The organism is uncultured Chitinophaga sp. (genome assembly GCF_937898475.1).
In the GTDB taxonomy this organism is placed as follows: Bacteria; Bacteroidota; Bacteroidia; order Chitinophagales; family Chitinophagaceae; genus Chitinophaga.
In genome coordinates this window covers 55,526-81,112 of sequence record NZ_CALEJS010000035.1, presented here as the reverse complement: position 1 = coordinate 81,112, position 25,587 = coordinate 55,526, and the positions used below count along the sequence as shown (strand labels likewise).

Genomic DNA, 25,587 nt, shown 5'->3' with positions numbered 1-25,587 from the left:
AAACATAAATCCAAATAGCCGAATCTTGAAGATGCTGTCTACCGGGAGCTTACTTTTCTCCAGTCCTTTTTTATAAATGAAATTTCATAAATTAGTCCAGTTACTTTTTGTATAGGATATGTAACTGCTTCAGATGTATGAATTGTAAACTTAAATATGTTGTAGAACAGGATATTCCAGAATCGTATCATAATACTTTGTTTGATTAAATTCTCACTTAAATCTCACCTCTTATAACTCCACCTATTGTACAAATTCGTCAAACGCAATTGTTTCTATTTGAAGAGGATGACCATCATCATATTTAACCTTAGTTGCCATAAAAACAAAACCATCAGATACAAATGCTCCTAACTGCTTCCTCTGTTCATCAATGTATATAGTATCCCATGATCTGACTTTGTCAATCAGGGTTTTTCTAATCCCTGTCTTCTTCTCGATATTGCTATCAAGAGTAATTGGCTGCAGATTCCAATTTCCTGAAGTACTATTACTATAAAAATAACTCGTTCCATCACTGATGAGTAGCCCCCGGTAATATCCCCACCCGGAACTAAACCCTTCCAGAATAATGAACTCCTTCATTTTAGCAGGGTATATTCCATTTTTCTCATACAACTTCGCTCTTCTTTTGCTTCCAAAGTTAATAATGTTGGTATAGTCGGGTTTATCACTTAGATATTTGTTGAAGAAAGATTTGTGGTTGCGATACACCAGTTTCATGACATCGTTCTGGCTGTCATGTATGGGGAGTTTACACGATACTCCTAACAGTATTACTCCTATTAAACATATTAGGTACTTCATTTTAGCTTGACTTTGCGTAATGCCAATTTCAAATGGCCAGTGTTACCAGCTTTGATTCCTGCTTTAATAACTCCACTATTATTCTCAATTTTATTGAGTTTTCCGCATTTATATTGGAGTGTTCAAGATGATTCACTTTTTATAGACATGTGGAAGCACATTAGTCTATTGGATGGAATTTTGGCACCCTCCCCGCCATTCCCACCAGGAATAAAAATTGATCCAGATCATTAAATTACACCACCTGATCCATCATTGCATCCTTTCCCGTATTTTTATATAAAATCATTTCACATGGCCCTTCAGGTCGGCATACATAAATTCACCGGCAGACTTGAAAACATCATCGGCTACCGCAGAAATGGCCGATATTTCTTCCGTAGCATGCCGGACAAGATCAGGCAGACAGCCGCCACCAGACGCGCTGCCCGCTACTTCGGCATTGCGAGCCGGAAAGGGAAGCTCATTCGTTCCACCGTGCGCCCTCACCTGGATATACGCTACGATGGTACCGTCGTAAACCGCCTGAATAAACTATTCATCCAATCCGGACGTGATAACTTCCCGCAGCTGCAGGGCTTTCGTTTTAACCACCATAGCGGACTGGATAAGCTGTTTACCATTCCGCCCGTATTCACCGTCAGCGGTACCCTGCACATCCCCGCGCAGGAGCTGGAACCACAAGGTAATAACACCCACCTGGAAGTACGCCTCCTTGCCGTAAGAATGGACTTCCGCAGCCACCGTGTACTCAGCTCCGAATCCTCCACCGCCATTATCGAACTGGATGAGGAAGTGCCCTTCAGGGGCCTTTCCTTAAACGTTCCCACAGCAGGAGAGGGGGTACTCATGGTCATCCTGCAGTGCCGCGCCTGTAAAGCTGCCAATGGCGTGCTGTTCCCCTCCGGCGATCGCCGTTATATGGCCGCCGATGTGATCCACCTGGCGGTACCGGCAGACCAGGTACGCATACCGGATGCGCTCATAAGAAAAGCATGCCGTAAACGCTTCGTCTTCCGCAGACCCACTTCTGCTCATAGCATGCAAACACCTGCTTCGCCGTCTTTACAGGGGCTGCAAAGTCCCCGTGGTGAACCACACCGATACTACCTCCAAAGAGAGTAAAACAGCCCGTACTCCGTTCAGTTTACTATCATCATTCAACCCCCAGGCGCTTAGCCTGCGGATATCCTGTATCCCGTTTGCGTAAAATCTTCTTTTTTCGCGTTTAAAGCCGCCCTTTCACCCCTGGAGATATGCCCTCTGTCAACGCTCAAACTGCAATCAAACCCAAATCTCCGGCTATTGACCTTAAACTGTCCTTCACCTCATCCCCGGCTGAAGTCCCGATCAACTCCACCTCATGTCCATTTACCCCTGGGTTTTAGTCAAGGCTTACTATACGCTTACTGTACGCTTACTGTACGTACCTGCTTAGTGGAAGCTTAGTAAGTGCTTGGTAAGTGCTTAGTAAGTCTGTAGTAAGTGCTTAGTGAGCTCGCAGTGAGCGCTTATTCGCCGGGATACACCGTTACCAATGGCGCACTGCCCCACGCTGTAATATCATCCGTAGTAAGCAGGTTAAATGGGGGATGAGTGCCGCCCAGTTCTCCGCAGGCTTTGCCGTATACCACCCGCGCAATCCTGTGATGACGGATCACATAAGAACACAACAGGCAGGGCTCCACATTGGTATATAATGTTGCCCCCGCACAGGAGCCGGTCTTTTGTACCGCATCTATTACCGCCAGCGCTTCTGCATGACGGGTAATGTCTTTCAGCTGCCTGCTTTTTTCATACGCCTCCCCGATGATCTGTCCGTCTTTTACAATTACACAGCCAACAGCGCTTTCTCCCGCTGCTGCCGCCATTGCTGCCAGTTCCAGGCAGCGATCCATATATTGCTGGTCCTGCATGTTTCAAAACTACATCTTTTCTTCATTTGCATCCTCTAAAGGTCAGATCAACATTGGATCGTCGTCCCAATATCACTTCCACCATCATAATTCCCGAACACCCATAAAACAACTTTGAACCTTTAAACGTTTAAGCGTTTGAAGGTTCAATAGTTTAACCTTTCAAACCTATCTCGAAAACCTTAAACCCACAGAAATGAAAAAAAGCACACACGTCATCAGCTTTTTATCGCTGTTAATCAGCATGCTGTTTATTTCCTGCATGAAGAGAGCGCAGGATGCAACATCAGATCTGCTTTCCAAGGAAAAAAATGTGAGGGCCAGCGTACTGGCGTCACCGGTAGGCGATGTGGTCGGGAAGATCACCGCCGGCTACCAGGGCTGGTTTGCCTGTGTGGGCGATGGCTCCCCCATCAATGCCTGGTGGCACTGGACACAGAACTGGGCCCAGCTGCCATCGCCCGCTAACAATGGTATCAAGTCCTGGCCCGATGTACGGGACTATACCAACACCTATGCCACCGGCTGGGCAAACCTGAACAACGGCCAGCAGGCAAGGTTATTCTCCTCCTTCAGCGATCAGACGGTCAATGTCCATTTCCAATGGATGCAGCAGTATGGGATCGACTGCGCCGCCCTGCAGCGCTTCAATCCCAACGGATCGGAAGGCCCCATCCGCGATGCCATTACCGCCAAGGTGAGAACAGCCGCAGAAACGTATGGACGTAAGTTTTATATCATGTATGATGTTAGCGGATGGAACAACATGCAGTCAGAGATCAAGACCGACTGGACCAACAAGATGAAAGCCTACACGGCTTCATCTGCTTACGCCATGCAGAATGGTAAACCGGTGGTGTGTATCTGGGGCTTCGGCTTTAATGATAACAATCACAATTTTACCGCGGCCGCCTGTCTCGAGGTGATCAACTGGTTCAAAGGCCAGGGCTGTTACGTGATCGGCGGCGTGCCTACCTGGTGGCGTACCGCTCCTGCCGATGCGGATTCAAGACAAGGCTTCCTGGATGTATACCGCGCCTTCAACATGCTCTCGCCCTGGATGGTGGGCCGTATTGGCGATGCCAACGGGTCTGATTGGTTTTACAATAATGTGAACACCGGTGACCAGGACTTCTGCAACCAGAACGGTATCGACTACCAACCCTGTGTACTACCCGGTGATCTGCAGGAACGGCAGCGCACACACGGTGACTTTATGTGGCGGCAGTTCTACAATATGATCCGGCTGGGCGCACACGGCATTTATATTTCCATGTTCGATGAATATAACGAAGGTAACCAGATCGCCAAAACGGCCGAGACTGCCGCCTGGGTGCCCGCCGGCGCTAATTTCCTGGCCCTTGATGAAGATGGGGTGGCATGCTCTGCAGACTACTACCTGCGCCTGACAGGCGATGGCGGCAAAATGCTTAAAGGCCAGATAGCGCTCACGGCCACACGGCCTACGCCCACCATTCCCGGCGGTAGCGGCGGCGGGGCGCCCATCGGTCAGACCATTACCCTTAAAGGCGCCAACAACCTGTACGTATGCGCCGAAAACGGCGCCCAGCCCATGAATTGCAATCGGGCTGTGGCACAATCCTGGGAGCAGTTTACCGTAATAAATGCAGGAAACGGAAAAATAGCTTTGATCAACCAGGGAAAATACGTATGTTCAGAGAATGGTTCACAGCCAATGAATTGTAACCGGATGGCTATCGGTCCATGGGAACAGTTTGATTGGATAACAAATGCAGACGGTACCATTTCTTTAAGAGGGAGCAATGGCGCATATGTTTCCAGCGAAGGCGGTACACAGCCCATGACCTGTAACCGCACCACCATTCAGGCAACCGAACGATTTCGTGTAAACCAATAACCTGATAAATATCCTTTGGAAAGCTTGCAATGCCGCTGACAGGACCTCCTGTTAGCGGCATTCTTTCTTTATTGCAGTTCCCACCAGCCGCCGTCATCGGGTACGGCTATACGGCTGCCGAGTTTATGCGCTGCTATCGCTTGTTTGAAGTCGGGTCTTTTCTGATGACAGTGGTTCACGGTTTCCAGGTGTACCACTGCTATAGGCGCCTTGGTAAAGTTGGCCACCTGCAGTACATCGTCTGTGGTCATGGTAATAGGGTCGCCCTGCACAAATTGCGCGCCGCCGCCGTTCACAATGATATAGGTAGGCCGATGCGTGGTGATGGCGTCTTCCACATCTTTACACCAGATCGTATCACCGGCAATGTATAAACGGTGTTTGCCGTGTTCCAGCACAAAACCGGAAACAGTGCCCATCAGCTTACCAATCTCCCCGGTGCCATGCTGGCCGCTGGTGCGGTGAATCACAATGTCTTCCCAATGCAGGGAAGGTTCCACCGTTTTAACTTTGCTGAAGCCCTGTTCTTTGATCAGGATTTCATCTGCCGGCTGACAGAGGATCGTGGTATCAGCAGGTATTTTTTGCTGTGCAGCCACATCCCAGTGGTCGCGATGCGTATGTGTAGCCAGAACGGCTTTTATGGAATGGAGTAATGCTTCGAGCCCGCTGTCATTAACAGGCAGCTCCACCAGCGGAATGCGGTCGGTGTTGGAGGCATTGGGAACGGGGTCCATTGCTTCTTTTTTACTGAGCATGGGATCAACAAGTATGCGTTTGCCGTTTATATCCAGCAGCAGGGTGGCGTGCCTGAGGAGTTGTACTTTGAAGCTCATAACGTTTCAGTTTTGTGTCTGACCAAAGTTACAGGAATAAATACTTATCTTAAGGCCCTTATGTTTAAGTTTAGCACACGCTATTTTTCCCTGTTCCTGTTGCTGTTTATAACAGAGATCCTCATCGCCGTATTTGTGCATGATAATTTCATCCGCCCTTACGTGGGAGATTTTTTAGTGGTCATCCTTATCTATTGCTTTGTAAAGGCATGGATCAATGCGCCGGTTAAAGCAACAGCCATCGCCGTGCTCTTATTTGCCTATACAGTGGAGGTATTACAGTATTTCCAGCTGGTGAAGCGTCTGGGTTTGCAGCATTCAAGGCTGGCAAATATTGTTATCGGCAATAGTTTTGCGTGGTCAGATATGATCGCTTATACTTTAGGGATATTGCTGGTGGTATTGGCAGAGCGCAGCAATAAGATCCTTACTCCGTCATCAAACTCTTCACGGGGTTAACATTCGCCGCCCTGATCGTCTGCGTGCTCACCGTCAGCAACGCCAGTACCGCCGCCACCGCACCTGCAACGGCAAATATCCACCAGCTGATGCAGTCAGCTGCATACTCTATTCTTCAATCACCGACATAATATTCCCGGCCGGGTCTTCAAACCATGCAATGTTCGGTCCACGTTCTTTATCGTCACTACGAAAAATCCCCTTCTCATCTGTTTTCAGTTCACCGTCATACTGCATAAAACGCACACCCCGTTTTGTAAGCTCATCTACTGCCGCATCAATATCCTTTACCGGGAAATTGAGCACTGTAAAAGTGGCGGGCATATGATTAGCCTTGGGATAGACCATTACGTCATTACCGCCTGCAATATGCAATCGCAGAATAGACATCCCGCTTTCTTCGCTTACTTCCAGTCCCAGCTGCTGCTGATAAAATTCCTTCGCTTCCTGCAAATTGCTGACAGAGAAACTGCTGAATGCTTTTGTTTGTCCGAACATGATACACTGTTTTGTATAAAGTTACAGAACGCTGAGCGTTACCTTATACATAAGCCCGCTTATAAAAATCATATACATTCACCAAACTGAGCCACAGCGCTGGTTTAAATCTTCAATAAATCTTTGTGCCGACGCAACCTTTTCTGCATCTTTCCGTAGTTATAAAGTACCCCCGGCTGCCTATGGAATGATAATCTGTTGATGATTTACTAACAATCTAAAATAGATCCTGTATGAAAGTCAATTCCACGCTAGCCATGCACCTGCTGCTACGCAGCATGACGGCCCCCCTTTCTTTATTGTTACTAAGCATGCTGCTGCTACCGCAGAGCTGTAAAAAACCTGATGAGATGCATCCCAAAGGCGTTGAAATGAAGCTGATTGCCGATGGACTTGTTTCTCCACTCGGCTTAGTGGAAGCGCCCGACAGATCCGGACGGCTGTTCATTATTGACCAGGTTGGAAAGATCTGGATTGTAGATAAGAACGGCAGTAAAAAAAGCACACCCTTCCTGGATCTGACCGCCAAACTGGTACCGCTGAACGCAGGTTATGATGAACGCGGATTGCTGGGTTTTGCCTTTCACCCCAATTTCAGGAACAACGGACGCTTTTTTGTGTACTACAATCTCAGTCCGCGTGCAGGCGGACCCGAAGGTGGCGGCAGCTGGAATAATCTCAGTCGTATCGCATCGTTCAGGGTATCTCCCGGTAATCCTGATGTTGCAGACTTAGCTTCCGAAAAAGTCGTCCTGGAACTGGATGATCCGCAGAGTAATCACAATGGCGGCACCATCGCATTCGGCCCCGACGGTTACCTGTATATCGCTATAGGAGATGGTGGCGCAGCGGATGATGTAGCCCCGGGCCACGTAGATGACTGGTATGATGTAAATGAAGGCGGCAACGGACAGGATATAGAGAAGAACCTGTTCGGCAATATATTGCGTATTGACGTAAATGGAACCGAGCCATACGGTATCCCTGCAGATAATCCCTTTGTTGGAAAGGACGGACTGGATGAAATCTGGGCCTATGGTTTCCGCAACCCATACCGTTTTTCTTTTGACATGGGCGGCAATCATTGGTTATACCTGGGTGATGCCGGTCAGGCATTATATGAAGAGATAGATGTTGTAAAAAAAGGGGGTAACTACGGCTGGAATGTAAAAGAAGGTACACACTGTTTTGACGCTGCAGACAACACGAAAGAACTGCCGGGATGCCCCGCTGAAGATATCTATAATGTGGAACTGACAGACCCGGTGATCGAAGTGAACAACGCCGCTAACCCCAAAGGCGGCAAAGCCACCACCATTATAGGCGGCAACGTATACCGCGGTAAAGCCATACACGGCTGGCAGGGCAAATACCTCTTCGGTACGTTCTCACAGAACTTTGATGGCGGCCCCAATGGAGAACTCTTTATCGCCACTCCCGGTGGCGCCGGCCTCTGGGATTATGATGAAGTAAACCCCAAAGACCATCCCAACGACCTGGGATATTACCTGAAAGGCTTTGGCCAGGATAATGATGGTGAGATCTACCTGACAGTATCCAGCATGTCTGGCCCATCAGGCACTACCGGTAAAGTGTTTAAACTGGTACCGCAGGAAAAAGAAAAGAATGGGAAAATGGATTTTTAACTTTTAGCTGCTGGCTGTTAGCGATTGATGCGGAGATAACTTTCGCCGCATTTGCTAACAGCCGCAGCTAATAGCTGATAGCTATTTACCCTGCGCTACCTGGCTCCCAAACACTGTCTTCAGCAGATCGGTCACCCTTGCGGCCGGGTCCTGCCTTATTTTCTGTTCTTCCAGCGCTACTTCATGGAAGATACCGCTAACGGCTCTTTCTGTTACATAGCCCGCAAGATCTGTGTTTACAGGTGTGGAGGAGAATTTGTTGTATACGGAGAATAGATCTCCCCAGTATTTGGTGGCGTCTGTTTTTTTCAGTGCATCATTAATAACCGGCTTGAAGGCAGTGGTTAATGCAGCGGTTGTTTTCTGCTTGAAATAATTGGTAGCCGCATTGTTCCCGCCCTTCAGTATACCGATGGCATCGGTGATGGTCATCTGTTTAATGGCATTCACAAATATGGGTGTAGCCGACTTGGCTGCTTCTTCTGCGCCGCGGTTCATAGCCAGTACGGCTTTGTCTACCAGGCTGCCCATGCCCACATTCCGCAGGGTGGATTCTACTTTCTGCGCCTCCGGCGGCATCAGTATTTTCAGGGCCGCATTGGCAAAAAATCCGTTTACGGAAGATAGGCGGCTGGCGCTGTTCTGTGTGCCGATGGTCAGCGCTTCTTTCAGTCCCGCTGCAATCTGTGCGGAGCTGAGCTGGCCTGAATTCATGTTGGGTAAGTTCTGTAAGATCTGCTGGGTGCTCTCACAACCGGTGAAGAACAACAGTGCAACAATACCTGCGAAAAGCTTGTGTTTCATAGTAGATGTAAGTTAGAACAAATATAATAGGTTGAAAAAATAAGTATTAATTTATTGGAGAATATTATTTTTGTTTCCAGGCATTATCTTATTGGGCGGTCATTTTTTCACATTTATCTCCTGAATATGCAGGCAAAATTGCTGAGTGACGATGAATTGTTGCAATCTATCAAAAGAGATGATGTGACCGCGTTTGAAATACTGTACGACCGGTACTGGAAAGCGCTCTATATGAAAGCCTGCCAGCGGGTAGATAAAGATGAGGCGAAAGATATGGTGCAGGAGGTAATGCTGACCCTTTGGAACCGGCGGGCTAAGATCTTTGTGAAAGAAGATGGTGAACTGGGCCGCTACCTGTTTACGGCCATCAAATACCGCATGATCAGCCATTATGCTTTCAGCAAGGCAGAGATCAGACAGGTGGCTGTTTTCGACATCCTGGATGAAGTACAGGCAAACGGGCTTGAAACCAAAGAGCTGCAGGCGCTGATCGAAAAAGAGGTAAGCAAATTGCCTTCCCGCATGCAGGAGATCTTCCGCCTGAGCAGGGAAGATGATTATTCGATCGCAGAAATTGCCAGAAGGCTGAATATATCCGAACAAACCGTAAAGAATCAACTGACCGAAGCACTGAAACGACTGCGTACTTCCCTGCAATCCCGCATCTCCGGCGGCTGGGCGCTGATCCTGTTCTACCTGTTCTGTCAATTTAATAATAAGTAATCATCACTGCAGGCCGCAGCATCCGGTACTGTTTTTCAATGAATTATACTAATTGTCCTTGTTCCGGTAACCCCGCGGCCAGTTCCTCTTTTCACTTTTTTTAAAAAAATCCGGAAAGCGGCTGGTACCAGATCACGTTTTTGGAGATAAGCTTATAAAAACACCGCTTTTTGGAAACAGGAAAAATAAAACAACTGTTACAGCGCTACTTGTTGGGCCGCGTTTCACAGTGGGAAGAGGCAACAGTAGATGAATGGTATGAATCTTTTGATGAGGAGCCGCTTGCGCCGCTTTCCGCAGCAGAAGAGCAGGGCATCCGTGATGAGATATGGCAGCGTATATCGCCGCAGATCCGGCCGCTGAAGCCATTCTATCGCCGTACCTGGGTAAGAGCCGCCGCTGCCGTGCTCCTGATAGCCGGCGCCACAAGTTCCTATTTCCTGTGGAAGGCTGCTTATAACAGCGCCCCTGCCTATACCGAGATCCACACCGGTAACCGTGAGCGGAAAACAGTGCAGCTGCCGGATGGCAGTCAGCTTACCCTGAACGCCGGTTCCACCCTTCGTATTCCCGATGATCAGTCTGCAGAAAGAAAGGTACAGCTCCTCGACGGCGAAGTATTCTTTGATGTACAACCGGATACCCGCCGTCCCTTCATCGTGGAAAGCGGCCCCCTGCGCACCACGGTGCTGGGCACCTCTTTTAATATATCAGCCTACCAGGACATTCACCAGCTAAGCATCACGGTTACATCCGGTAAAATAAGTGTGGCCGGTAAGTCGGCAGCAGGCGTGCTGCAACAGGGACAGGCCATGGTATATGATAAGATCAAAGAAACGGGCCGTATCGGTACCGCAGCCAATGGCCGTCCCGAATGGATGCAGGGACGCCTGGTGCTCAATGATGTTTCCTTCACGGAAATGAGCGTACTGGTAGAAAAGAACTTCGGCATCCGCATCAGCTCCAGCCAGGATCATATCCGTGAAAGCCGCTACACCGCTGTTTTAAATACCAACATGGAACCCGCTGCAGTAGTAGAAGTACTGGCAGCCATCCACCAATTCAAAACCAGGATCGTCAACAACCAGATAATAATGTATGAATAAACCGTCGTGATCGCCCTATTATCAATCATCATCTATAACGCCTAGCTACGTATGAAAAAATTGAACAAAAAACACAAGGGAGGAATGCTGTTCTTTCTCCTTTTCCTCATCTATGCCTTTGCGCCTGTGTATGCAGGACGCGGACAAGTACTGAAAGAAACGATCGTTACCATTGCCCTCAAAAGCGGATCCCTGGAATCTGCTATCCGGCAGCTCCAGCAGGAAACCAGGGTCACGTTCGCGTATGACAAACAGTTACTGTCTTCCTACACCATTGAAAAGAACCGTTTTACCAAAGCTGTACTGGAGCGTGTGCTGCAGGAGCTGCTGCAGGGAAAATCTCTGAGCTACAAGGAAGTCAACAACATTGTAGTGATCAGCAAAGCCCCTGCGGCAGACCGCCCTGCTGCCTCCGGATCACGTGCCGATATTGTAGTCTCGGGCACGGTAGTAGATGAAAAAGGACAACCGCTGCCAGGTGTCAGCATCGCGGTAAGAGGCGTGAGCACCATGACCTCATCAGACAATAACGGCCGCTTCAAGATCATTGTTCAGTCGCCCGATGCCGTACTGGCATTCAGCTTCATTGGCTATGAAACGGCAGAAGTAGCCGTAGGTGCACAAACCATCATCAATGTGCAGCTCAAACCCGGCAACCGTACCCTGAACGAAGTGGCGGTAGTAGGTTTCGGCACCCAGCGTAAGGTAAGCCTGGTGGGGGCACAGTCTACCATCAAACCTGCTGAGTTCAAACAACCGGCGGCAGACATCTCTACCATGCTGGCAGGCCGTATAGCCGGTGTAGTTGGGGTGCAGCGTACCGGCGAACCGGGCAGGAGCGCCGCCGATATCTGGATACGCGGTATCTCTACCTTTGGCGATGGCAACAAGGCTACCCCGCTGATACTGGTAGATGGAGTAGAACGCTCTATCAACAACATCTCCCCGGAAGACATTGAATCTTTCACTATCCTGAAGGATGCAGCCGGTACTGCTGTCTATGGCGTAAGAGGCGCCAACGGCGTGATACTGCTGAAAACAAAAACCGGTAAGATCGGTAAGCCGCAGATCTATTTCGATTACAACGAAGGCGTGAACACCTTTACCAAACGGCCCGAAATGCTGGATGGTATCACCTATATGAACCTGGCCAATGAAGCCCGCGCTACCCGTAACCAGAACCCGCTCTACACCCAGGAGTATATCGATAAAACAAAATCCGGTGTTGACCCGCTGCTGTACCCTGATGTAGACTGGATGGATGCCGTGTTCAACAAATATGGGCACACCCGCAGCGCCAACCTGAATGCCAGCGGCGGTGTGGAGAATGCGCAGTACTATGTGTCGCTGGGGTATTTCAATGAAACGGGTTTCCTGAAAACAGATGATCTGTCAAAGTATAACTCCTCCTTAAAATACAACCGCTACAATTTTACCAGTAACCTGAACCTGCGCGTAACTAAAACCACCCGCCTGGATGTGGGCTTACAGGGTTATTTCTCCAACGGTAATTACCCCGCTATTGCCACGCACGATATTTTCCAGAGCGCCATGGACGCCGCACCGGTGGCCTATCCCATCATGTACCCGGGCGACCTGGTACCTGGTCAGTCGTCTAACGGGGGCTTTCGCAACCCCTATGCAGACCTCACCCACCGGGGATACCGCAACGAGTTCAAGAACCAGCTGTATTCTAATCTGCGGGCCACACAGGCGCTGGATATGCTTACGGAGGGCCTCAGTGTAACCGCCATGTTTGCGTTTGATACCTACAACCAGAACTACATCATCCGCTCAAAAAGAGAAGACACCTATTTTCCCGATCAGGCCAATCCCTATAAGCCCGATGGTTCGCTGAACCTGGTAAAGACCTTTACCGGCGATGAATACCTGGGCTTCGATAAAGCAGACGGCGACCGCCGCACCACGCGCCAGTTCTATACAGAAGCGGCCATCAATTACGACCGGGCATTTGGTAAGCACCGCGTAACAGGCCTGGGCCTCTTTTATTCCAGCGATAAGACCAATACACTGGCCGGTGATTTTATCGGCTCTATCCCCGAAAGATACCTGGGCTATGCAGGTAAAGCGGCCTACTCTTTTGACGACCGCTACTTTGCAGAATTCAACTTCGGCTACAACGGGTCAGAGCTCTTTGCACCCGGAAACCGCTTTGGCTTCTTCCCGGCCGTTGGTATAGGCTGGGTAGCATCCAACGAAAAATTCTTTGCACCGCTGAAACAGGCCATCACCTTCCTGAAGTTCCGCTATTCCAACGGTAACACAGGCCTCGGCAGCGCCCGGGAAAGGTTTCTCTACATCACACAGCTGAACAGCAACGACGGTGTGGGATATGTGCTGGGCAAAACACCCGACAGGAACAGCAGTATTCACCGCGGCATCAGCATCACCCGCTATGCTACCGATGTGCAATGGTCTGTATCCAACAAGCAGGACCTCGGCATAGAGCTGCGTACCCTGAACGATCGCCTGTCCATCATCGTAGACCTGTTCAAGGAGCACCGTACAGGCATCTTCCTGCAAAGGGCCAGTAACGTGGCGTTTATGGGCTTACAGGAACAGCAGTACGGCAACCTGGGGATAGTGGATAACAAAGGGATTGACGCCAGCCTGCAATACAATATGCGTTTGGGAGAGGTAGACCTGGCCCTGCGCGGCAACCTTACCTACAACAAGGATAAAGTGATAGAAGATGACCGTCCTCCGCAGGCATACCCCTGGATGGAGCACCGCGGCAACAACGTACTGGCACGTTATGGTTACGTGGCAGAAGGCCTGTTCCAAAGCCAGGACGAGATCGACAAGAGCGCCGTTCCAGGCGACCGCACCAAGGTGCAGCCCGGCGATATCAAATACAAAGACCTCAACGGCGATGGCACCATCAACAGCTATGACGTAACAAAAATCGGCCGTGGAGATGTACCTGCACTGGTATATGGTTTCGGCTTTAACCTGGGCTATAAGGGCTTTAATATAGGTGTGCTGTTCCAGGGTGTGTCTGATGTAGACCGCATGCTGCAGGGCCGCGCCATCATTCCGTTTAACGCGGGCGGCGGACAAACCAATGCCTACGCCATTGCTACAGATCGCTGGACACCGGAGAACCCTGATCCCAATGCTTTTTATCCCCGCCTGGCATACGGTGAGGCAGAGAATAAGAACAACACACAGGCCAGCTCCTGGTGGGTGAAAGACGTAAGCTTCATGCGCCTCAAGTCAGCGCAGATAGCTTACAACCTGCCCTTCGGTTTCCTGAAAAGAGCAGGTATCCGCAACTCCTCCGTGTATCTCCAGGGGATCAACCTGCTTACTTTCAGCAAATTCAAACTGTGGGATCCTGAGCTGAACACGGATAACGGTAGTACCTATCCCAATATCAGGACCATCTCCCTTGGCATGAACCTAAAATTCTAATCACGTATGAACCTGAATATCCAGAAACTGATCTATATACTGCTCGCATTCATTACGCTGTCATCCTGCAAAAAATATCTTGACCAGGTGCCTGACGACAGGCTTACCATAGAAGAAACTTTCCGCACCTGGGGCACCGCGCGCAAGTTCCTGAATAACGTATATGCACGTATACCGGATGAATACGGACAACGTAACCCGGGCGATAACACCAACCGTGGCCTGTGGACAGGCGGCAGCGATGAAGCCGACTACGTATGGGGATTTGTACAGTCCAATGATGTGAACATCGGTAACTGGGATGCCAACTCCGGTTTTGTAAGAGACTACTGGACCAACTACTACAAAGGCATCCGCGCCGCCAGCGTGTTCATTGAGAATGCAGACCGCATCACCGATCTTACACCCCAGCTGATCAACCAGTACAAGGCAGAAGCCCGCGCATTGAGAGCCATGTATTACTTCTACCTGATGCGTATATACGGCCCCGTAGTATTGCTGGGAGAAACGCCTACTCCCGTGGATGCCAACCTGCAGATACCGCGTAATTCATTCGATGAATGTGTGGCTTACGTAGCAGACGAGCTGGAAAAGGCAGCAGCCATCCTGCCTGTTAAACCTAACAACGACCAGGACTATGGCCGTATCAGCCGCGGCATCGCGCTTGCCTTCAGGGCCAATGCACTGATGTATGGCGCCAGTCCGCTGTATAACGGCAATGCCGACCTGGCGGAGTTACGGAACAAAGATGGCAAGCAGCTGATCAGCCAGTCCTTCGATGCCAGCAAATGGAAAGTAGCCGCAGATGCTTATAAGGCCTTCATCACAGAGTTTGTACCCGGCACCTATAACCTGTTCCGCAAGAACGGTCCTGACGGCAATTTCAGCCCTTATCTTTCCTGCAGGGATGTGATCCTCACAGACTGGAATGAAGAAGTGATCCTGGCACGGCCGGGGAGTTCTATCGGTCCGCGTCAGTACGAACTGTGTCCCTACCACGGCGGCGCCAGCTCCCGTGATGTAAAAGGCAGCGGCGGACTGGGGGCCACGCAGAACATGGTAGACGCCTTCTTTATGAAGAACGGCAGAAGCATTGATGATCCGCAGTCAGGTTACGTAAGCTCCGGCTATTCCGATTTCCAGGCGCCTTACGACTCGCATGTTAAAAACATCTACAACCAGTGGGTGAACCGTGAACCGCGTTTCTATGTGAACATCACTTATGATGGCAGCACCTGGCTGAATACCTCCTTTGGCGAGATCACCACCCGCCTGTATAATACCGGTAATTCAGGCAGACAGACAGGCGGCGGAGACTATTCGCCTACCGGTTATATTGTGCGTAAAGCCATGGGCACCGGCGCCTGGGATGTGAACGACCGTACCTGTATCCTCCTGCGCCTCGCAGAGATATACCTGAGCTATGCTGAATGCCTCAACGAAGCAGAACCCGGCAACCCGGACATACTGAAATACCTGAACCTCATCCGCGAAAGGGCAGGCATTCCGCAATACGGCGGCGCAGAGCTACCTGCCCCCGCAGGACAAGCCGCCATGCGCGAAGCCATCCGCAAAGAACGCCGCGTAGAGCTGGCCTTCGAGAACAACCGTTACTTTGATGTGCGCCGCTGGAAGATCGCTGAGCAGACACAGAACGGCCCTATGTACGGCTTGAACATCCAGGCCGATCTGCCGGAATTCCTGAATGTTGTACCTTTCGAAACGCGCGTATTCAATAAAAGACATTATCTTTTCCCGCTGCCATCCGATGACATCAATAACGATAAGGAGCTGGTGCAAAACCCGGGCTGGTAAGCATTAAAATAACAACATGAATAAACTGTTCTTTCCATTAGCAGCAGCATTGCTATTGAATGCTTCCTGCAGCAAAAGCAACAACAGGACCGGGCCGGGTGATCCGCCGGTTCTGCAGGCTGTTTCCTTTACCGCGAAGGATGCCACTTCGGCCTACAATAACTTCAACGAATATTTTTACAGCACGGGCGATAAGCTGTATTATGCCACCACGGAGAAGAAATCCATCGGTGCCATCTGGACACAGGCCATCTACTGGGACATGGCCATGAATGCCTACCAGCGTACATCCGATCCCGCTTACCTGAAACTGGTAAAGGATATTTACGATGGCGGCCATCGCAGGTACGACCAGTATAACTGGAACAACCGCACCGTATGGTTCATCTATGACGATATGATGTGGTGGATCATCTCCCTGGCAAGGGCTTACCAGCTCACCGGAGAGCAGCACTACCTGGACCTTTCGGTATCGGGTTTCAAAAGAGTGTGGGATGAATCTTACGATTCTGCGGAAGGCGGTATGTTCTGGGATTTTAATCACAGCGGCAAAAATTCCTGCATCAACTTCCCCACGGTGATAGCTGCCATGCTGCTGCATAAAATAACCGGAGAGGCGGCCTACCTGCAAAAAGCAAAGGACGTTTACAGCTGGTCGCTGACCAACCTGGCAGACAGCACCACCGGCAGGGTGGCAGACAATAACATCAGGGGAAAGAAAGGCTGGTCAGACTATACCTACAACCAGGGCACATTTATCGGCGCCGCCGTTATGTTGTATAAAGCAACCGGCGAAACGGCCTACCTGGATCATGCCAAGCGGGCTACCGACTATACGCAAAAGGTAATGAGTGATAAAGATGGCATCCTCCCTGCAGAAGGAGACTGGAACGAACAAGGCGTGTTAAAAGCCATCTTTGCCCAGTATGTAATGATGCTGGTGAAAGATGCGGGCCAATCGCAATACATACCCTGGCTGCAGAAGAACATCAACACCGCCTGGGGCAACCGCGACGCCGCCCGCGGCCTCACCTACCGTAACTATAAGATCCCCTGTCCAACAGGCGTCATTCAGTCCTACGAAGCCAGCAGCGCGGTGGCCCTGATGCAATTGTGCCCGCCGCAGGACAAATAACAATCAACAATCAAAAATAAATAATCACAACACCAGTGTCAGGCGGGGCACCAGTGTTGTGATTATTATTTTTTTTTTTTTACTTCCAATCAGAAGCGGAAAGAAACGCCTGCGTTAACCACATAGTCTGCAAAGGCGGCGTCACCGTTCACTTTATTGGTGGGGGTGCTTCTTTCTTTGTCGGTAACGCTTTGGGTTCTGTTACGTACAAAGGCGATGGGTACGGAGGCATAGAGGCTCACCTTTTTGAGGCGGTAAGCTACACCGGGTTCTACGGACCATACATAGCCGGGCCTTCTGAAATCGCCGCTGCCGCCTACCAGGTCATGAACGGGAATGCCTTCCAGCCGGGCGCCTGCAGAGGCGGTAAAATTACCGGCGCCATAGGTGAGGCCTGCCCGCAGCATATATTGGTCTGGTACGCTCATAATGCCTTCATTGGCTAATGCAGGAGATAATGTTTCACGGTAGGTTCTTACGCCATTCTGTTCGCGTGGATTGATGAGATAATAAGCATTGAAGTAAGAGCCAAAACGGCGTGAAATATTGTAGAAAGCATTGATCTCTGTGCTGATGCCTGTGCCGCCATCGCCCAGCTGTATGGACTGGTCTACGGTGCGTAGTTCTTTGGCGCCGTTGGGGCCTACGTTGTACCAGTAATCCTGGTAATCATAATCGCCGGTGGCAAACTTAATACCCAGGCCTGCCTGTATGTTGCCCCTGGCAGACTTCCGGGGATTCAGCAGCCAGCGGTATACCGCTATCCTGATATCTCCCAGGCCGTAAGAGTGCATGCTGTGTCGTTCATTGAAATTGTTCCTGCCATTTACCAGTCCGTGTTCGTAAAGGGATGAGCGGGCGTTGAACAGCAGTGGCACATCTATCATCACGCTCCAGCGATCATCCAGTATGCGGGTAAGGGTAAAGTCTACGGCAGTCTGGTGGTTGATCACTTCTGTACCCAGTTCCACTCTTTCCTTTTGTTCTTCCCTGCCTTTGAAGTGTTTGTAAGACTTGAAATAGCGTCCGCCCATGTTAAAGATCCATTTGTCTGCATGGTCTTCATCCGGATGTGTCATCACGCAGGCAGTACCGTTACCGCGCAGCGCTACACAACCCTGGGCATAAACGTGGATACCGGCCATCAGGAAAAAGCCTGATAAGAAGATGGTTGATAAAATTTTGTTCATAACTGTTCTATTAAATAGGAATAAAAAGCATTGTTCATTCTACATACATACAATCCGGAAGGATAGGCCTTCTCTTTTTCAATAATAAACGTGGATATTCACAGGCCGGTTAGATGATCTGTCCCCAATGTAGGAATAATTTTCCATAAATGAAATGGCATAAGGTTTACTGCAAGGCCGGATCAATGACTCTTTTCCGGTAGAACTTTTCGCGGTAGGCGGTAGGTGTCATACCCGTGGTTTTGCGGAACAACTGGCGGAAGGTCTTCAGGTCATTATAGCCGGTATTCAGCATCACTTCCAGCACGCTCTGGTCGGTTTGTTCCAGCAGTCCTTTGGCGGCTTCCACCCTGGTACGCTGCAGGTATTCGATGGGTGTGAAACCGGTAGCCGCTTTAAAGCGCCGGGCCAGGTTCCTGCGGCTGGCCGGTATTTCAGAGAGCAGTTCCTCGATGGTACCTGCTTCCTGGAAGCGGCTTTTAATGCGGTGCTGCAGGGCGCTCACCAGTTCATCCTTATGGTTGAACACCGGCTGAAAAGTACCGAAATAAGCCTGTTGTTCACGGTCCATATCAATGGCAAAATATTTGGCTACCCGCAGGGTCATTTCGTATCCGCAGTATTTCTCCAGCACGCGCAGCATCAGGTGGAAACTGTTGGTAGCGCCTCCGCCTGTATAGATACCCTGTTGGAAAGTGGTGATCTCGCTGGGTTGCAGCTGCACCTGTGGAAATGCTTTGGCAAAGGCCGTGGCGGCATGTATATGGGTGGTAGCTGGCTTTTTATCCAGCAGCCCGGTGGCGGCCAGTAAGAAGGCGCCGGTACAGAAGCTGGCTATTTCCGTGCCCTGTTGATGTTGTTGCTGCAGCCAGGAAAGACACTCGCCATTATCGCGGATGGCGCCCTGCAGATCGCTGGTGCCAAAGGCCGGTATCAGGATGATGGTTTGCCTGGGAGATGCCTGCAGCGGGTATACAGGATGCTCGGAATAAGCCGGGGGGTAACTGCTCTGTGGATAGAGCAAAGAGATATCAAAAAACGCAGCCTGTCCGTCGCCCTCATAATAGTGGTTAACTGTTTCAAAAACATCCAGCATTGCGGCCACGCTTAATAAACGGTGATGCCGTGTAAGTAAGATGCCTAATTGTACCATGGTATGTTTTTTTGTGGTGCGGGTATAAAAATACGGCTTATTCCATGGTAAACAATGCACAGATAGCGGGATCACTCCTTTTTGCTGCTGAAATGAAGCAGCAGCGCACCAATACCTATCATGGCCAGCGCTGCGCCGGCTTTATACCATTTTTCCTTTGGATGAGGGGCGGGTACATACTCTACGCCCGATGGCCCGGCCACCGCCGATTCATCTACATATCTTCCGGAGGCAGGTACGGTTTCGTGGTCAAAGTTGGCGGCCAATCGGTGTAAGGCCGCTTTCATGGCATTTCCCTGCATTGGTTTTCCGTGTCCGCTGGCAATCACGGAAGGTTCCAGCTCGGCCAGTTTGTTAACGGTGGTTTCGGCGGCTCTCCAGTCGTAAGTAAAGTATCTGGGCGGACCGCAAAGTTTCCTGGACTGCATCATGACGGAGAAAAGCGATTCCTGCCGGGTGGTCACCACTGCATCTCCTGCTATCAGTACGCCATCACTTTCCCGGAAGAGACTGATATGCCCGGGCGCATGCCCCGGTGTATGAATATACCGCCAGCCGGGCAGTCCGGGTACGGTATTATCTTCCGGTAACAGCAGCAGCCGTCCGTTCAGATCTTTAGGCTTTTTGGGAAAGAAGCAGGAGAGGAGCGTCATCAGTCCCCCGCCCGCAGTCGGGTCTGGCGGCGGGTAGGAAGAATGCCCCGTAAGATAGGGCGCCTCCAGGTAATGAGCGTACACAGGTACATCCCATTCATCCGCCAGCTTCTTCAGCGAGCCCGTATGGTCAAAATGTCCGTGGGTGAGGATGATGGCCGCCGGACTGGTTTGCGGCCAGAAAAGGTGCTCCGCTACCTTCTTTATGCACCGTGCGGTAGAAGGCAAGCCCGCATCCACCAGAACCCAGCGGTTAGCTTCCCCGGAATGCACCAGGTAGACATTGACAAACAGGTCTTTTATGCCCCACACACCGGGAGCCACGGTGAACCATTTTTTGTAAAGCCGCTTTTGAACGGGTTTTGCTTTTTGCTGTGCCATAATGATCGCGTATTAGCCTATCTCCTGCAAAACGCATGCAGCAGGTGTATAAGAGGGGATAAAGGCTTATTCAGCAGATAAATGGGGAAATAAGGCAGCAGCGTGTAGAAGGAGGATGGTACACTGCCCCGGGTCAATGGTGCAAACCGGTAGGCGTTTCTGCGGATAAGAGCTCATGCAGGAAATGGCTGATCTCCAGGCCGTCCAGCACCCTGGAAGCTGCCATGATATTTAAAGCCTGCTGGGGCATATAGCCGATTTCTGCTGTATCCGGCTGCTGCACAATGGTAAAGCCGCCGTGCTGGGCAATGGCCTTCATGCCTTCAGCGCCGTCGGCATTGGCGCCCGACAGTAATATGCCCACCAGCGCATCTTTGTAGAGGGGGGCGGCAGATTCAAAGGTGACGTCTATACTGGGGCGGCTGTAATGTACTTTCTCCGAAACATCCAGCGAAAAGGTATGATCTTCTTCCAGCAGCAGGTGATAATCGCAGGGGGCTACGTAAATAGTGCCGGGCAGAATGGGCTCTTTGTCTTCCACATCCTTTACGGGCAGCTTTGTTTTGTCTGCCAGCAGGGCGGTGAGCACAGAAGGCTGGCCGCTTTTCCGGTGCAGCACAATAACAAAAGAAGCGGGGCTATGTATGGGAAGGTCGGCCACTATCCGCAGCATAATATCCAGGCTGCCGGCAGAGCCGCCAATCACTACGAGTTTATACCTGTCTACATTATTTTGCGCCATATTTTTTCTTTGTTGTCAAGTTGTCTGAACTTGCCGGCAATACCCGAAAACCGGATATTTTCCCTGGCGCCTAATACCAGGAAGCCCAGTTTTTCGAGGCTGCTGTCAAAAAGGGTTAGTACCCTGTCCTGCAGATGCTTGTCAAAATAAATAAGCACGTTGCGGCAAAAGATAAGGCCAAATTCATTGAAGGATCTGTCGGAAACGAGGTTATGGGTGGCAACGATCATTTTCGTCTTCAGGCGTTCGTCAAATTTGGCCCAGTCGTATTTTGCGGTGTAGTACGATGAAAAATCCTGTTTGCCTCCCGAAAGTATGTAGTTTTCCGAATATAATTTCATCTGGCTCATCGGAAATATACCTCTTTTGATATTTTCGATAACAGAGGGGTTCAGGTCTGTAGCGTACAATAAAGACTTATGCAGCAGGTTGGCCTCCTCCAGCAGGATGGCCATGGAGTATACCTCTTCACCGGTAGCGCAGCCTGCATGCCATATACGGATAAACGGCCGGGTAGCCAGTACGGGCAGTACGGTTTCCCGGATGGTTCTGAACAGGCCGGGGTCGCGGAACATCTCCGTAACATTCACTGTAAACTCTTCCACTACGCGGGTCAGGTAGTCCGGATCGCGCTTTACCCGGTGTAACAGCTCGGCAAAGCTGGGGAAGCGGTCTACCACCATCAGGCGGTTCACCCTCCGCCGGAGCGATGCCTTCGCATAGTTGCTGAAGTCGTAGCCATAAAGGCTGAACAGCTCTTCTATCAACAGGTTCAGATCCTCATCCCTGATCATCATATTCGGTTAATTATCATAGAGCCATACTCTCAGGAGAGAGATCAGCTGGTCTATATCTACTGGCTTTGTAATGTAATCAGATGCGCCTGCGCTGATGCATTTCTCACGGTCGCCCGTCATTGCCTTAGCCGTTACCGCAATAATGGGCAGCTGCCGGAAGGCCGGTATCTCGCGGATGCGTTTTGTGGACTCATAACCATCCATTTCAGGCATCATCATATCCATCAGCACAAGATCTATTTTGGGAGTAGCCTCCAGCTGTTGCAGGGCTTCCTTTCCGTCTGTTGCAGAAACAACCTTCATGCCATAAGCTTCCAGCGATTTTGTCAGCGAGAATATGTTGCGCACATCATCATCTGCCACCAGTACCGTTTTTCCTTTCAGCACTTCTGCCGGTTCTCCCATCTTCCGGTAGCGGGATGAGCTGCCTTCCTTTTTATGTTCTTCTACCAGGTGCAGGAACAGTGATACCTCATCCAGTATACGCTGATAGGAATGAGCGGTTTTAATCACGATAGAATCTGCGTATTGCTTGATACGTACCTCTTCTGAATGCGAAAGGTTCTTGCCTGTAAAGATGATGATAGGCAGGTTTTCGTAGCCGGGCGTTTTCTTGATGTTTTCCAGGATGTCGTACGACTGCCGTGCAGGAATCCCCATATCCAGTATCACACAATCTATTTCCGCACGGTTCAGTGCATCCATCCCTTCGTTGATACTGGTGCTGATGGAAGAGGCGATGTTGAAACGATCCAGGAAATAAGACAGCGCCTGTGCATGTTTCTGGTTCTCTTCAACGATCAGCACTTTTTTAGGATGACGGCTCAGGGCATCTTCTATCTTGCTGAACACTTCGCCCAGCTTTTCAAGCGCAACCGGTTTGTTGATGAAATCAACTGCACCCCTGGAAATACTCCTGGTCTTCACTTCGTGTACAGACATCATGTGTATGGGGATGGGCCGTGTTGCCGGGTCAGACTTCAGCTCTTCCATTACTTCCCAGCCGCTTTTTACAGGCAGCTGTACATCCAGCAGTATGCCGGTGGGCAGCAGTTGTTTGGCAAGCGTAATGCCTTCATCACCTCTTACCGCCACAACGCCCTTGTATCCCTGCTGACGGCTGTAGTCCAGCAGTGAGCGCGCAAAGGCGGTATCATCTTCGATGATCAGCAGCACTTTATCGCCTGCGTTGATCTGGTCACGGTCGTCCGGTATGGCCATAGGTATACGGGGCGACAGGTACGCCTGGTAATTGGCCGTTTCTGCTGTCTGCAATACTTCCTGCGGACGATGTTTTGCTGCGCTGCTTATGGCCGGTGCCTGGTATTCCGGTTGTGCGGGTACGCCTTGTTGCATGGGTAGTGTCAGCACAAATTCGCTGCCCTTTCCTTCCTCACTTTGCAGGGTGATAGTACCGCCCAGCAGCTTGGCCAGCTCACGGCTGATGGAAAGGCCCAGTCCTGTGCCGCCGTATTTACGGCGGGTAGAACCATCTGCCTGCTGGAAGGCCTCGAATATTGTTTCCTGCTTGTCTTTAGGAATGCCGATACCTGTATCCTTCACTGCAAAAACGATGGTGTCTGCCTGCTGGCTGATCCGCAGCGTCACACTGCCTTTAGCAGTGAACTTGAGCGCATTGGAGATCAGGTTGCGGAGTATCTGCTGCAGCCGCTGACGGTCTGTTTCTATCATCTTCCCGGCTACCATTGCTGTTTCCACGTTAAAGGCAATGCCTTTGTCTTTTGCCATTGGACTGAAGAGTGTGTTCATCTCTTGGCCGATATCTTCTACGCCGGTCAGGTTAAATTCCAGCTGCATTTTACCTGATTCTATCCTGGAAAGGTCCAGTATTTCATCTATGAGTGTTAGCAGGCCGTTACCGGAGCTTTGTATAACGGTAGCGTATTCAATCTGTTCTTCCGTAAGATTGCCCTCATGGTTCTCTGCCATCAGGCGGGACAGGAGCAGGATGGAATTCAGCGGTGTACGCAGTTCGTGCGACATATTAGCCAGGAATTCCGATTTGTAACGGGTGCTGGTAGCCAGCGCTTCTGCTTTTGCCTGTATTTCAAGATTACGTTCCAGTATCAGCTCATTTCTTTCTTCCAGCAAACGGCTTCTTTCTTCCAGCTCCTGGTTGGTTTGCTGCAGTTCTTCCTGCTGCACTTTCAGCTCTTCTTCAGATGCCTGCAGCTTCAATGCCTGTGCTTCCAGTTCTGTATTGATGTTTTCCAGCTCGGTATGCTGTGTCTGCAGTTCTTCTGACTGTGCCTGTGTTTCTGCCAGCAGCTCCTGCAGGTGCTGATGATTTTGTGCGCCCTGGATAGCGATTCCTGCATTGAATGCCGCCGCTTTCAGGAACTCAACTTCCCGTGGAGTAAATGACTGCAGTGTGGCCAGTTCAATGACGCCCTTGATCCTTTTTTCGTGGAATACCGGCATGGCGATAATGGCCGCGGGTTGTATGCTGCCGGCGGTATAGTTGATGGTCAGCAAAGTGTTGTCTACCTGTTCCAGCAATATTTCCTTGCCGGATAAGGCGCTTTGCCCGGCAATGCCTTCTCCCATACTGATCTCCTGTTGTATCCGGTCTTTATCAATGGCCAGGGTGGCGCAAAGCGAGAGGCGTTCATCATTCTTCAGTATATAGAAAGCGCCCACCTGGGCCTGGATATATTGCGTAACGAACTCCAGTATATTGTAGGTAAGAACATCGAGGCTTTTTTCCCCGATCATTTTTTCGTTCAGGGCGGCAATGCCGCTTTGCAGCCATTCGCTTTCTTCCAGCCTGCTGAAAGACCGGTCTAAAGAGATGGCCATTTTGTTCAGTGAAACTGCTACAGAGCCCAATGCATCTGTTTTGGCATCGTCTACCCGTATCTTGTAATCGCCGGAAGAGATCTTGTTGGCCACTCCTTCTATGATGTTGATCCGCTGGCTGATATCCGCATCTTTTTGTTCCAGAGCCAGCTGCAGTTCAATTCTCTTTGTAAAGTCGCCGTTGATCCTGATAAATGAGGCAACGGTCACCAATATAGACAGTAAGGCAGCGATGAGGATGAGCAGTGATGTGTACATGGCGAATTTGTTGGCGGTGCCTGTACGGCTCGCCAGCAGGGCCTGCTCACGTTGCTGCATCTTGTCTATCAGCTGCCTGATGGCGTCCATTTGCACTCTGCCGTCTTCCAGCTCTTCTGCGCCCGGCGTAGTGCCTGCGTTTTTAGCGTCAATATGTTGCTGCAGTAAAGTAAACCTCGCGGAAATCAGGTTGCGCAGTTGTATAATGGAATGTTGCTGCGCCGGGTTGTCAGCTGTCAGTGATTCAATATTGCCGATAACGCGGTTGGCTTTATCCAGCGCCCCGGTATAAGGCTCCAGGAATTCAGGTTTGCCGCTGATCAGGAAGCCCCGCTGGCCCGTTTCCGCATCCTTCAGGATGGAGATGGTATTTTCCAGTTTAAGGATCACTGAGTTGGTATGGTCTACCAGTTGCTGGCTGGTTAACAGGTTCCGTATGCTGATATAGGAGGTGATAGCGCTGGCTAAGACGAGTAAAAGAGAGACCGCGAAGCTGATGACCAGGTTTTTCTTAAATCCTTTGTTCATGTATCG

The 25,587-nt window shown here is 50.3% G+C and carries 20 protein-coding genes; 9 read left to right on the top strand and 11 right to left on the bottom strand.

From position 1 onward, the window contains the following. Window positions 1–243 precede the first annotated feature (243 nt). On the bottom strand, window positions 244–723 hold the full coding sequence (locus Q0577_RS21555; protein ID WP_298740046.1) for a hypothetical protein: 480 nt from the start codon (window positions 721–723) through the stop codon (window positions 244–246). Between the two features lie 378 nt (window positions 724–1,101). Between Q0577_RS21555 and Q0577_RS21550 the strand changes: the two genes are divergently transcribed. Then, on the top strand, window positions 1,102–1,932 hold the full coding sequence (locus tag Q0577_RS21550; RefSeq protein WP_298740044.1) for a hypothetical protein: 831 nt from the start codon (window positions 1,102–1,104) through the stop codon (window positions 1,930–1,932). Window positions 1,933–2,318: 386 nt separating this feature from the next. Here Q0577_RS21550 and Q0577_RS21545 read toward each other — a convergent pair whose 3' ends face one another. Continuing rightward, window positions 2,319–2,723, bottom strand: a complete 405-nt coding sequence (locus Q0577_RS21545; protein WP_298740042.1) for a nucleoside deaminase — start codon at window positions 2,721–2,723, stop codon at window positions 2,319–2,321. Between the two features lie 196 nt (window positions 2,724–2,919). Here Q0577_RS21545 and Q0577_RS21540 point away from each other — a divergent pair, with 196 nt between their 5' ends. Then, on the top strand, window positions 2,920–4,602 hold the full coding sequence (locus tag Q0577_RS21540) for a lectin (protein ID WP_298740040.1): 1,683 nt from the start codon (window positions 2,920–2,922) through the stop codon (window positions 4,600–4,602). A 68-nt stretch (window positions 4,603–4,670) separates the two neighbouring features. On the opposite strand, the gene Q0577_RS21535 is transcribed toward Q0577_RS21540, so the two are convergent. Continuing rightward, window positions 4,671–5,438, bottom strand: a complete 768-nt coding sequence (locus tag Q0577_RS21535) for an MBL fold metallo-hydrolase (protein WP_298740038.1) — start codon at window positions 5,436–5,438, stop codon at window positions 4,671–4,673. 60 nt (window positions 5,439–5,498) lie between these two features. Here Q0577_RS21535 and Q0577_RS21530 point away from each other — a divergent pair, with 60 nt between their 5' ends. Continuing rightward, entirely contained in the window at window positions 5,499–5,897 is a 399-nt protein-coding gene (locus tag Q0577_RS21530) for a DUF2809 domain-containing protein (protein WP_298740036.1), read from the top strand. A 108-nt stretch (window positions 5,898–6,005) separates the two neighbouring features. On the opposite strand, the gene Q0577_RS21525 is transcribed toward Q0577_RS21530, so the two are convergent. Next, complete coding sequence (locus tag Q0577_RS21525; protein WP_298740035.1) at window positions 6,006–6,395, bottom strand: VOC family protein; 390 nt, start codon at window positions 6,393–6,395, stop codon at window positions 6,006–6,008. 233 nt (window positions 6,396–6,628) lie between these two features. Here Q0577_RS21525 and Q0577_RS21520 point away from each other — a divergent pair, with 233 nt between their 5' ends. Continuing rightward, window positions 6,629–8,041: a PQQ-dependent sugar dehydrogenase gene (locus Q0577_RS21520; RefSeq protein ID WP_298740033.1), complete on the top strand. Its 1,413-nt coding sequence runs from the start codon at window positions 6,629–6,631 to the stop codon at window positions 8,039–8,041. A gap of 81 nt (window positions 8,042–8,122) precedes the next feature. Here Q0577_RS21520 and Q0577_RS21515 read toward each other — a convergent pair whose 3' ends face one another. Beyond that, window positions 8,123–8,845 (bottom strand): DUF4197 domain-containing protein, encoded by a 723-nt coding sequence (locus Q0577_RS21515; protein ID WP_298740031.1) that lies wholly within the window; start codon window positions 8,843–8,845, stop codon window positions 8,123–8,125. A gap of 126 nt (window positions 8,846–8,971) precedes the next feature. On the opposite strand from Q0577_RS21515, the gene Q0577_RS21510 reads away from it, so the two are divergent. The 5 genes from Q0577_RS21510 to Q0577_RS21490 all read left to right on the top strand — a co-directional run bounded on the left by Q0577_RS21510 (window position 8,972) and on the right by Q0577_RS21490 (window position 17,059). After that, on the top strand, window positions 8,972–9,568 hold the full coding sequence (locus Q0577_RS21510; RefSeq protein ID WP_298740029.1) for a sigma-70 family RNA polymerase sigma factor: 597 nt from the start codon (window positions 8,972–8,974) through the stop codon (window positions 9,566–9,568). A gap of 170 nt (window positions 9,569–9,738) precedes the next feature. Beyond that, window positions 9,739–10,674 carry a FecR domain-containing protein gene (locus Q0577_RS21505; protein ID WP_298740027.1) on the top strand — a complete coding sequence of 312 codons (936 nt, stop codon included), beginning with the start codon at window positions 9,739–9,741 and terminating at the stop codon, window positions 10,672–10,674. A gap of 51 nt (window positions 10,675–10,725) precedes the next feature. Continuing rightward, window positions 10,726–14,109 carry a TonB-dependent receptor gene (locus Q0577_RS21500; protein WP_298740026.1) on the top strand — a complete coding sequence of 1,128 codons (3,384 nt, stop codon included), beginning with the start codon at window positions 10,726–10,728 and terminating at the stop codon, window positions 14,107–14,109. A gap of 6 nt (window positions 14,110–14,115) precedes the next feature. Beyond that, window positions 14,116–15,924, top strand: coding sequence for a RagB/SusD family nutrient uptake outer membrane protein (locus tag Q0577_RS21495; RefSeq protein WP_298740024.1), 1,809 nt, complete (start codon window positions 14,116–14,118; stop codon window positions 15,922–15,924). A gap of 16 nt (window positions 15,925–15,940) precedes the next feature. Next, entirely contained in the window at window positions 15,941–17,059 is a 1,119-nt protein-coding gene (locus tag Q0577_RS21490) for a glycoside hydrolase family 76 protein (RefSeq protein ID WP_298740023.1), read from the top strand. Between the two features lie 89 nt (window positions 17,060–17,148). On the opposite strand, the gene Q0577_RS21485 is transcribed toward Q0577_RS21490, so the two are convergent. The 6 genes from Q0577_RS21485 to Q0577_RS21460 form a co-directional block, all read right to left on the bottom strand. Then, complete coding sequence (locus Q0577_RS21485; RefSeq protein ID WP_298740022.1) at window positions 17,149–18,249, bottom strand: hypothetical protein; 1,101 nt, start codon at window positions 18,247–18,249, stop codon at window positions 17,149–17,151. A gap of 166 nt (window positions 18,250–18,415) precedes the next feature. Beyond that, entirely contained in the window at window positions 18,416–19,402 is a 987-nt protein-coding gene (locus tag Q0577_RS21480) for a helix-turn-helix domain-containing protein (protein WP_298740020.1), read from the bottom strand. Window positions 19,403–19,473: 71 nt separating this feature from the next. After that, on the bottom strand, window positions 19,474–20,436 hold the full coding sequence (locus tag Q0577_RS21475) for an MBL fold metallo-hydrolase (RefSeq protein WP_298740019.1): 963 nt from the start codon (window positions 20,434–20,436) through the stop codon (window positions 19,474–19,476). A gap of 133 nt (window positions 20,437–20,569) precedes the next feature. Beyond that, window positions 20,570–21,178 carry a chemotaxis protein CheB gene (locus Q0577_RS21470; protein WP_298740018.1) on the bottom strand — a complete coding sequence of 203 codons (609 nt, stop codon included), beginning with the start codon at window positions 21,176–21,178 and terminating at the stop codon, window positions 20,570–20,572. Next, window positions 21,160–21,975: a protein-glutamate O-methyltransferase CheR gene (locus Q0577_RS21465; RefSeq protein ID WP_298740017.1), complete on the bottom strand. Its 816-nt coding sequence runs from the start codon at window positions 21,973–21,975 to the stop codon at window positions 21,160–21,162. Before Q0577_RS21465 ends, Q0577_RS21470 begins: the two co-directional genes overlap by 19 nt. Before the next feature lie 6 nt (window positions 21,976–21,981). Then, window positions 21,982–25,581 (bottom strand): response regulator, encoded by a 3,600-nt coding sequence (locus Q0577_RS21460; RefSeq protein WP_298740015.1) that lies wholly within the window; start codon window positions 25,579–25,581, stop codon window positions 21,982–21,984. Window positions 25,582–25,587 lie beyond the last annotated feature (6 nt).

What these genes read in the sequence shown, in the direction of transcription:
- Q0577_RS21540 (WP_298740040.1), top strand. Translation starts at nt 2,920, where the DNA reads ATGAAAAAAAGCACACACGTCATCAGCTTTTTATCGCTGTTAATCAGC.
- Q0577_RS21530 (WP_298740036.1), top strand. Translation starts at nt 5,499, where the DNA reads ATGTTTAAGTTTAGCACACGCTATTTTTCCCTGTTCCTGTTGCTGTTT.
- Q0577_RS21520 (WP_298740033.1), top strand. Translation starts at nt 6,629, where the DNA reads ATGAAAGTCAATTCCACGCTAGCCATGCACCTGCTGCTACGCAGCATG.
- Q0577_RS21510 (WP_298740029.1), top strand. Translation starts at nt 8,972, where the DNA reads ATGCAGGCAAAATTGCTGAGTGACGATGAATTGTTGCAATCTATCAAA.
- Q0577_RS21465 (WP_298740017.1), bottom strand. Translation starts at nt 21,975, where the DNA reads ATGATGATCAGGGATGAGGATCTGAACCTGTTGATAGAAGAGCTGTTC.
- Q0577_RS21500 (WP_298740026.1), top strand. Translation starts at nt 10,726, where the DNA reads ATGAAAAAATTGAACAAAAAACACAAGGGAGGAATGCTGTTCTTTCTC.
- Q0577_RS21545 (WP_298740042.1), bottom strand. Translation starts at nt 2,723, where the DNA reads ATGCAGGACCAGCAATATATGGATCGCTGCCTGGAACTGGCAGCAATG.
- Q0577_RS21550 (WP_298740044.1), top strand. Translation starts at nt 1,102, where the DNA reads ATGGCCCTTCAGGTCGGCATACATAAATTCACCGGCAGACTTGAAAAC.
- Q0577_RS21495 (WP_298740024.1), top strand. Translation starts at nt 14,116, where the DNA reads ATGAACCTGAATATCCAGAAACTGATCTATATACTGCTCGCATTCATT.
- Q0577_RS21485 (WP_298740022.1), bottom strand. Translation starts at nt 18,249, where the DNA reads ATGAACAAAATTTTATCAACCATCTTCTTATCAGGCTTTTTCCTGATG.
- Q0577_RS21535 (WP_298740038.1), bottom strand. Translation starts at nt 5,438, where the DNA reads ATGAGCTTCAAAGTACAACTCCTCAGGCACGCCACCCTGCTGCTGGAT.
- Q0577_RS21555 (WP_298740046.1), bottom strand. Translation starts at nt 723, where the DNA reads ATGAAACTGGTGTATCGCAACCACAAATCTTTCTTCAACAAATATCTA.
- Q0577_RS21490 (WP_298740023.1), top strand. Translation starts at nt 15,941, where the DNA reads ATGAATAAACTGTTCTTTCCATTAGCAGCAGCATTGCTATTGAATGCT.
- Q0577_RS21475 (WP_298740019.1), bottom strand. Translation starts at nt 20,436, where the DNA reads ATGGCACAGCAAAAAGCAAAACCCGTTCAAAAGCGGCTTTACAAAAAA.
- Q0577_RS21515 (WP_298740031.1), bottom strand. Translation starts at nt 8,845, where the DNA reads ATGAAACACAAGCTTTTCGCAGGTATTGTTGCACTGTTGTTCTTCACC.
- Q0577_RS21460 (WP_298740015.1), bottom strand. Translation starts at nt 25,581, where the DNA reads ATGAACAAAGGATTTAAGAAAAACCTGGTCATCAGCTTCGCGGTCTCT.
- Q0577_RS21470 (WP_298740018.1), bottom strand. Translation starts at nt 21,178, where the DNA reads ATGGCGCAAAATAATGTAGACAGGTATAAACTCGTAGTGATTGGCGGC.
- Q0577_RS21525 (WP_298740035.1), bottom strand. Translation starts at nt 6,395, where the DNA reads ATGTTCGGACAAACAAAAGCATTCAGCAGTTTCTCTGTCAGCAATTTG.
- Q0577_RS21480 (WP_298740020.1), bottom strand. Translation starts at nt 19,402, where the DNA reads ATGGTACAATTAGGCATCTTACTTACACGGCATCACCGTTTATTAAGC.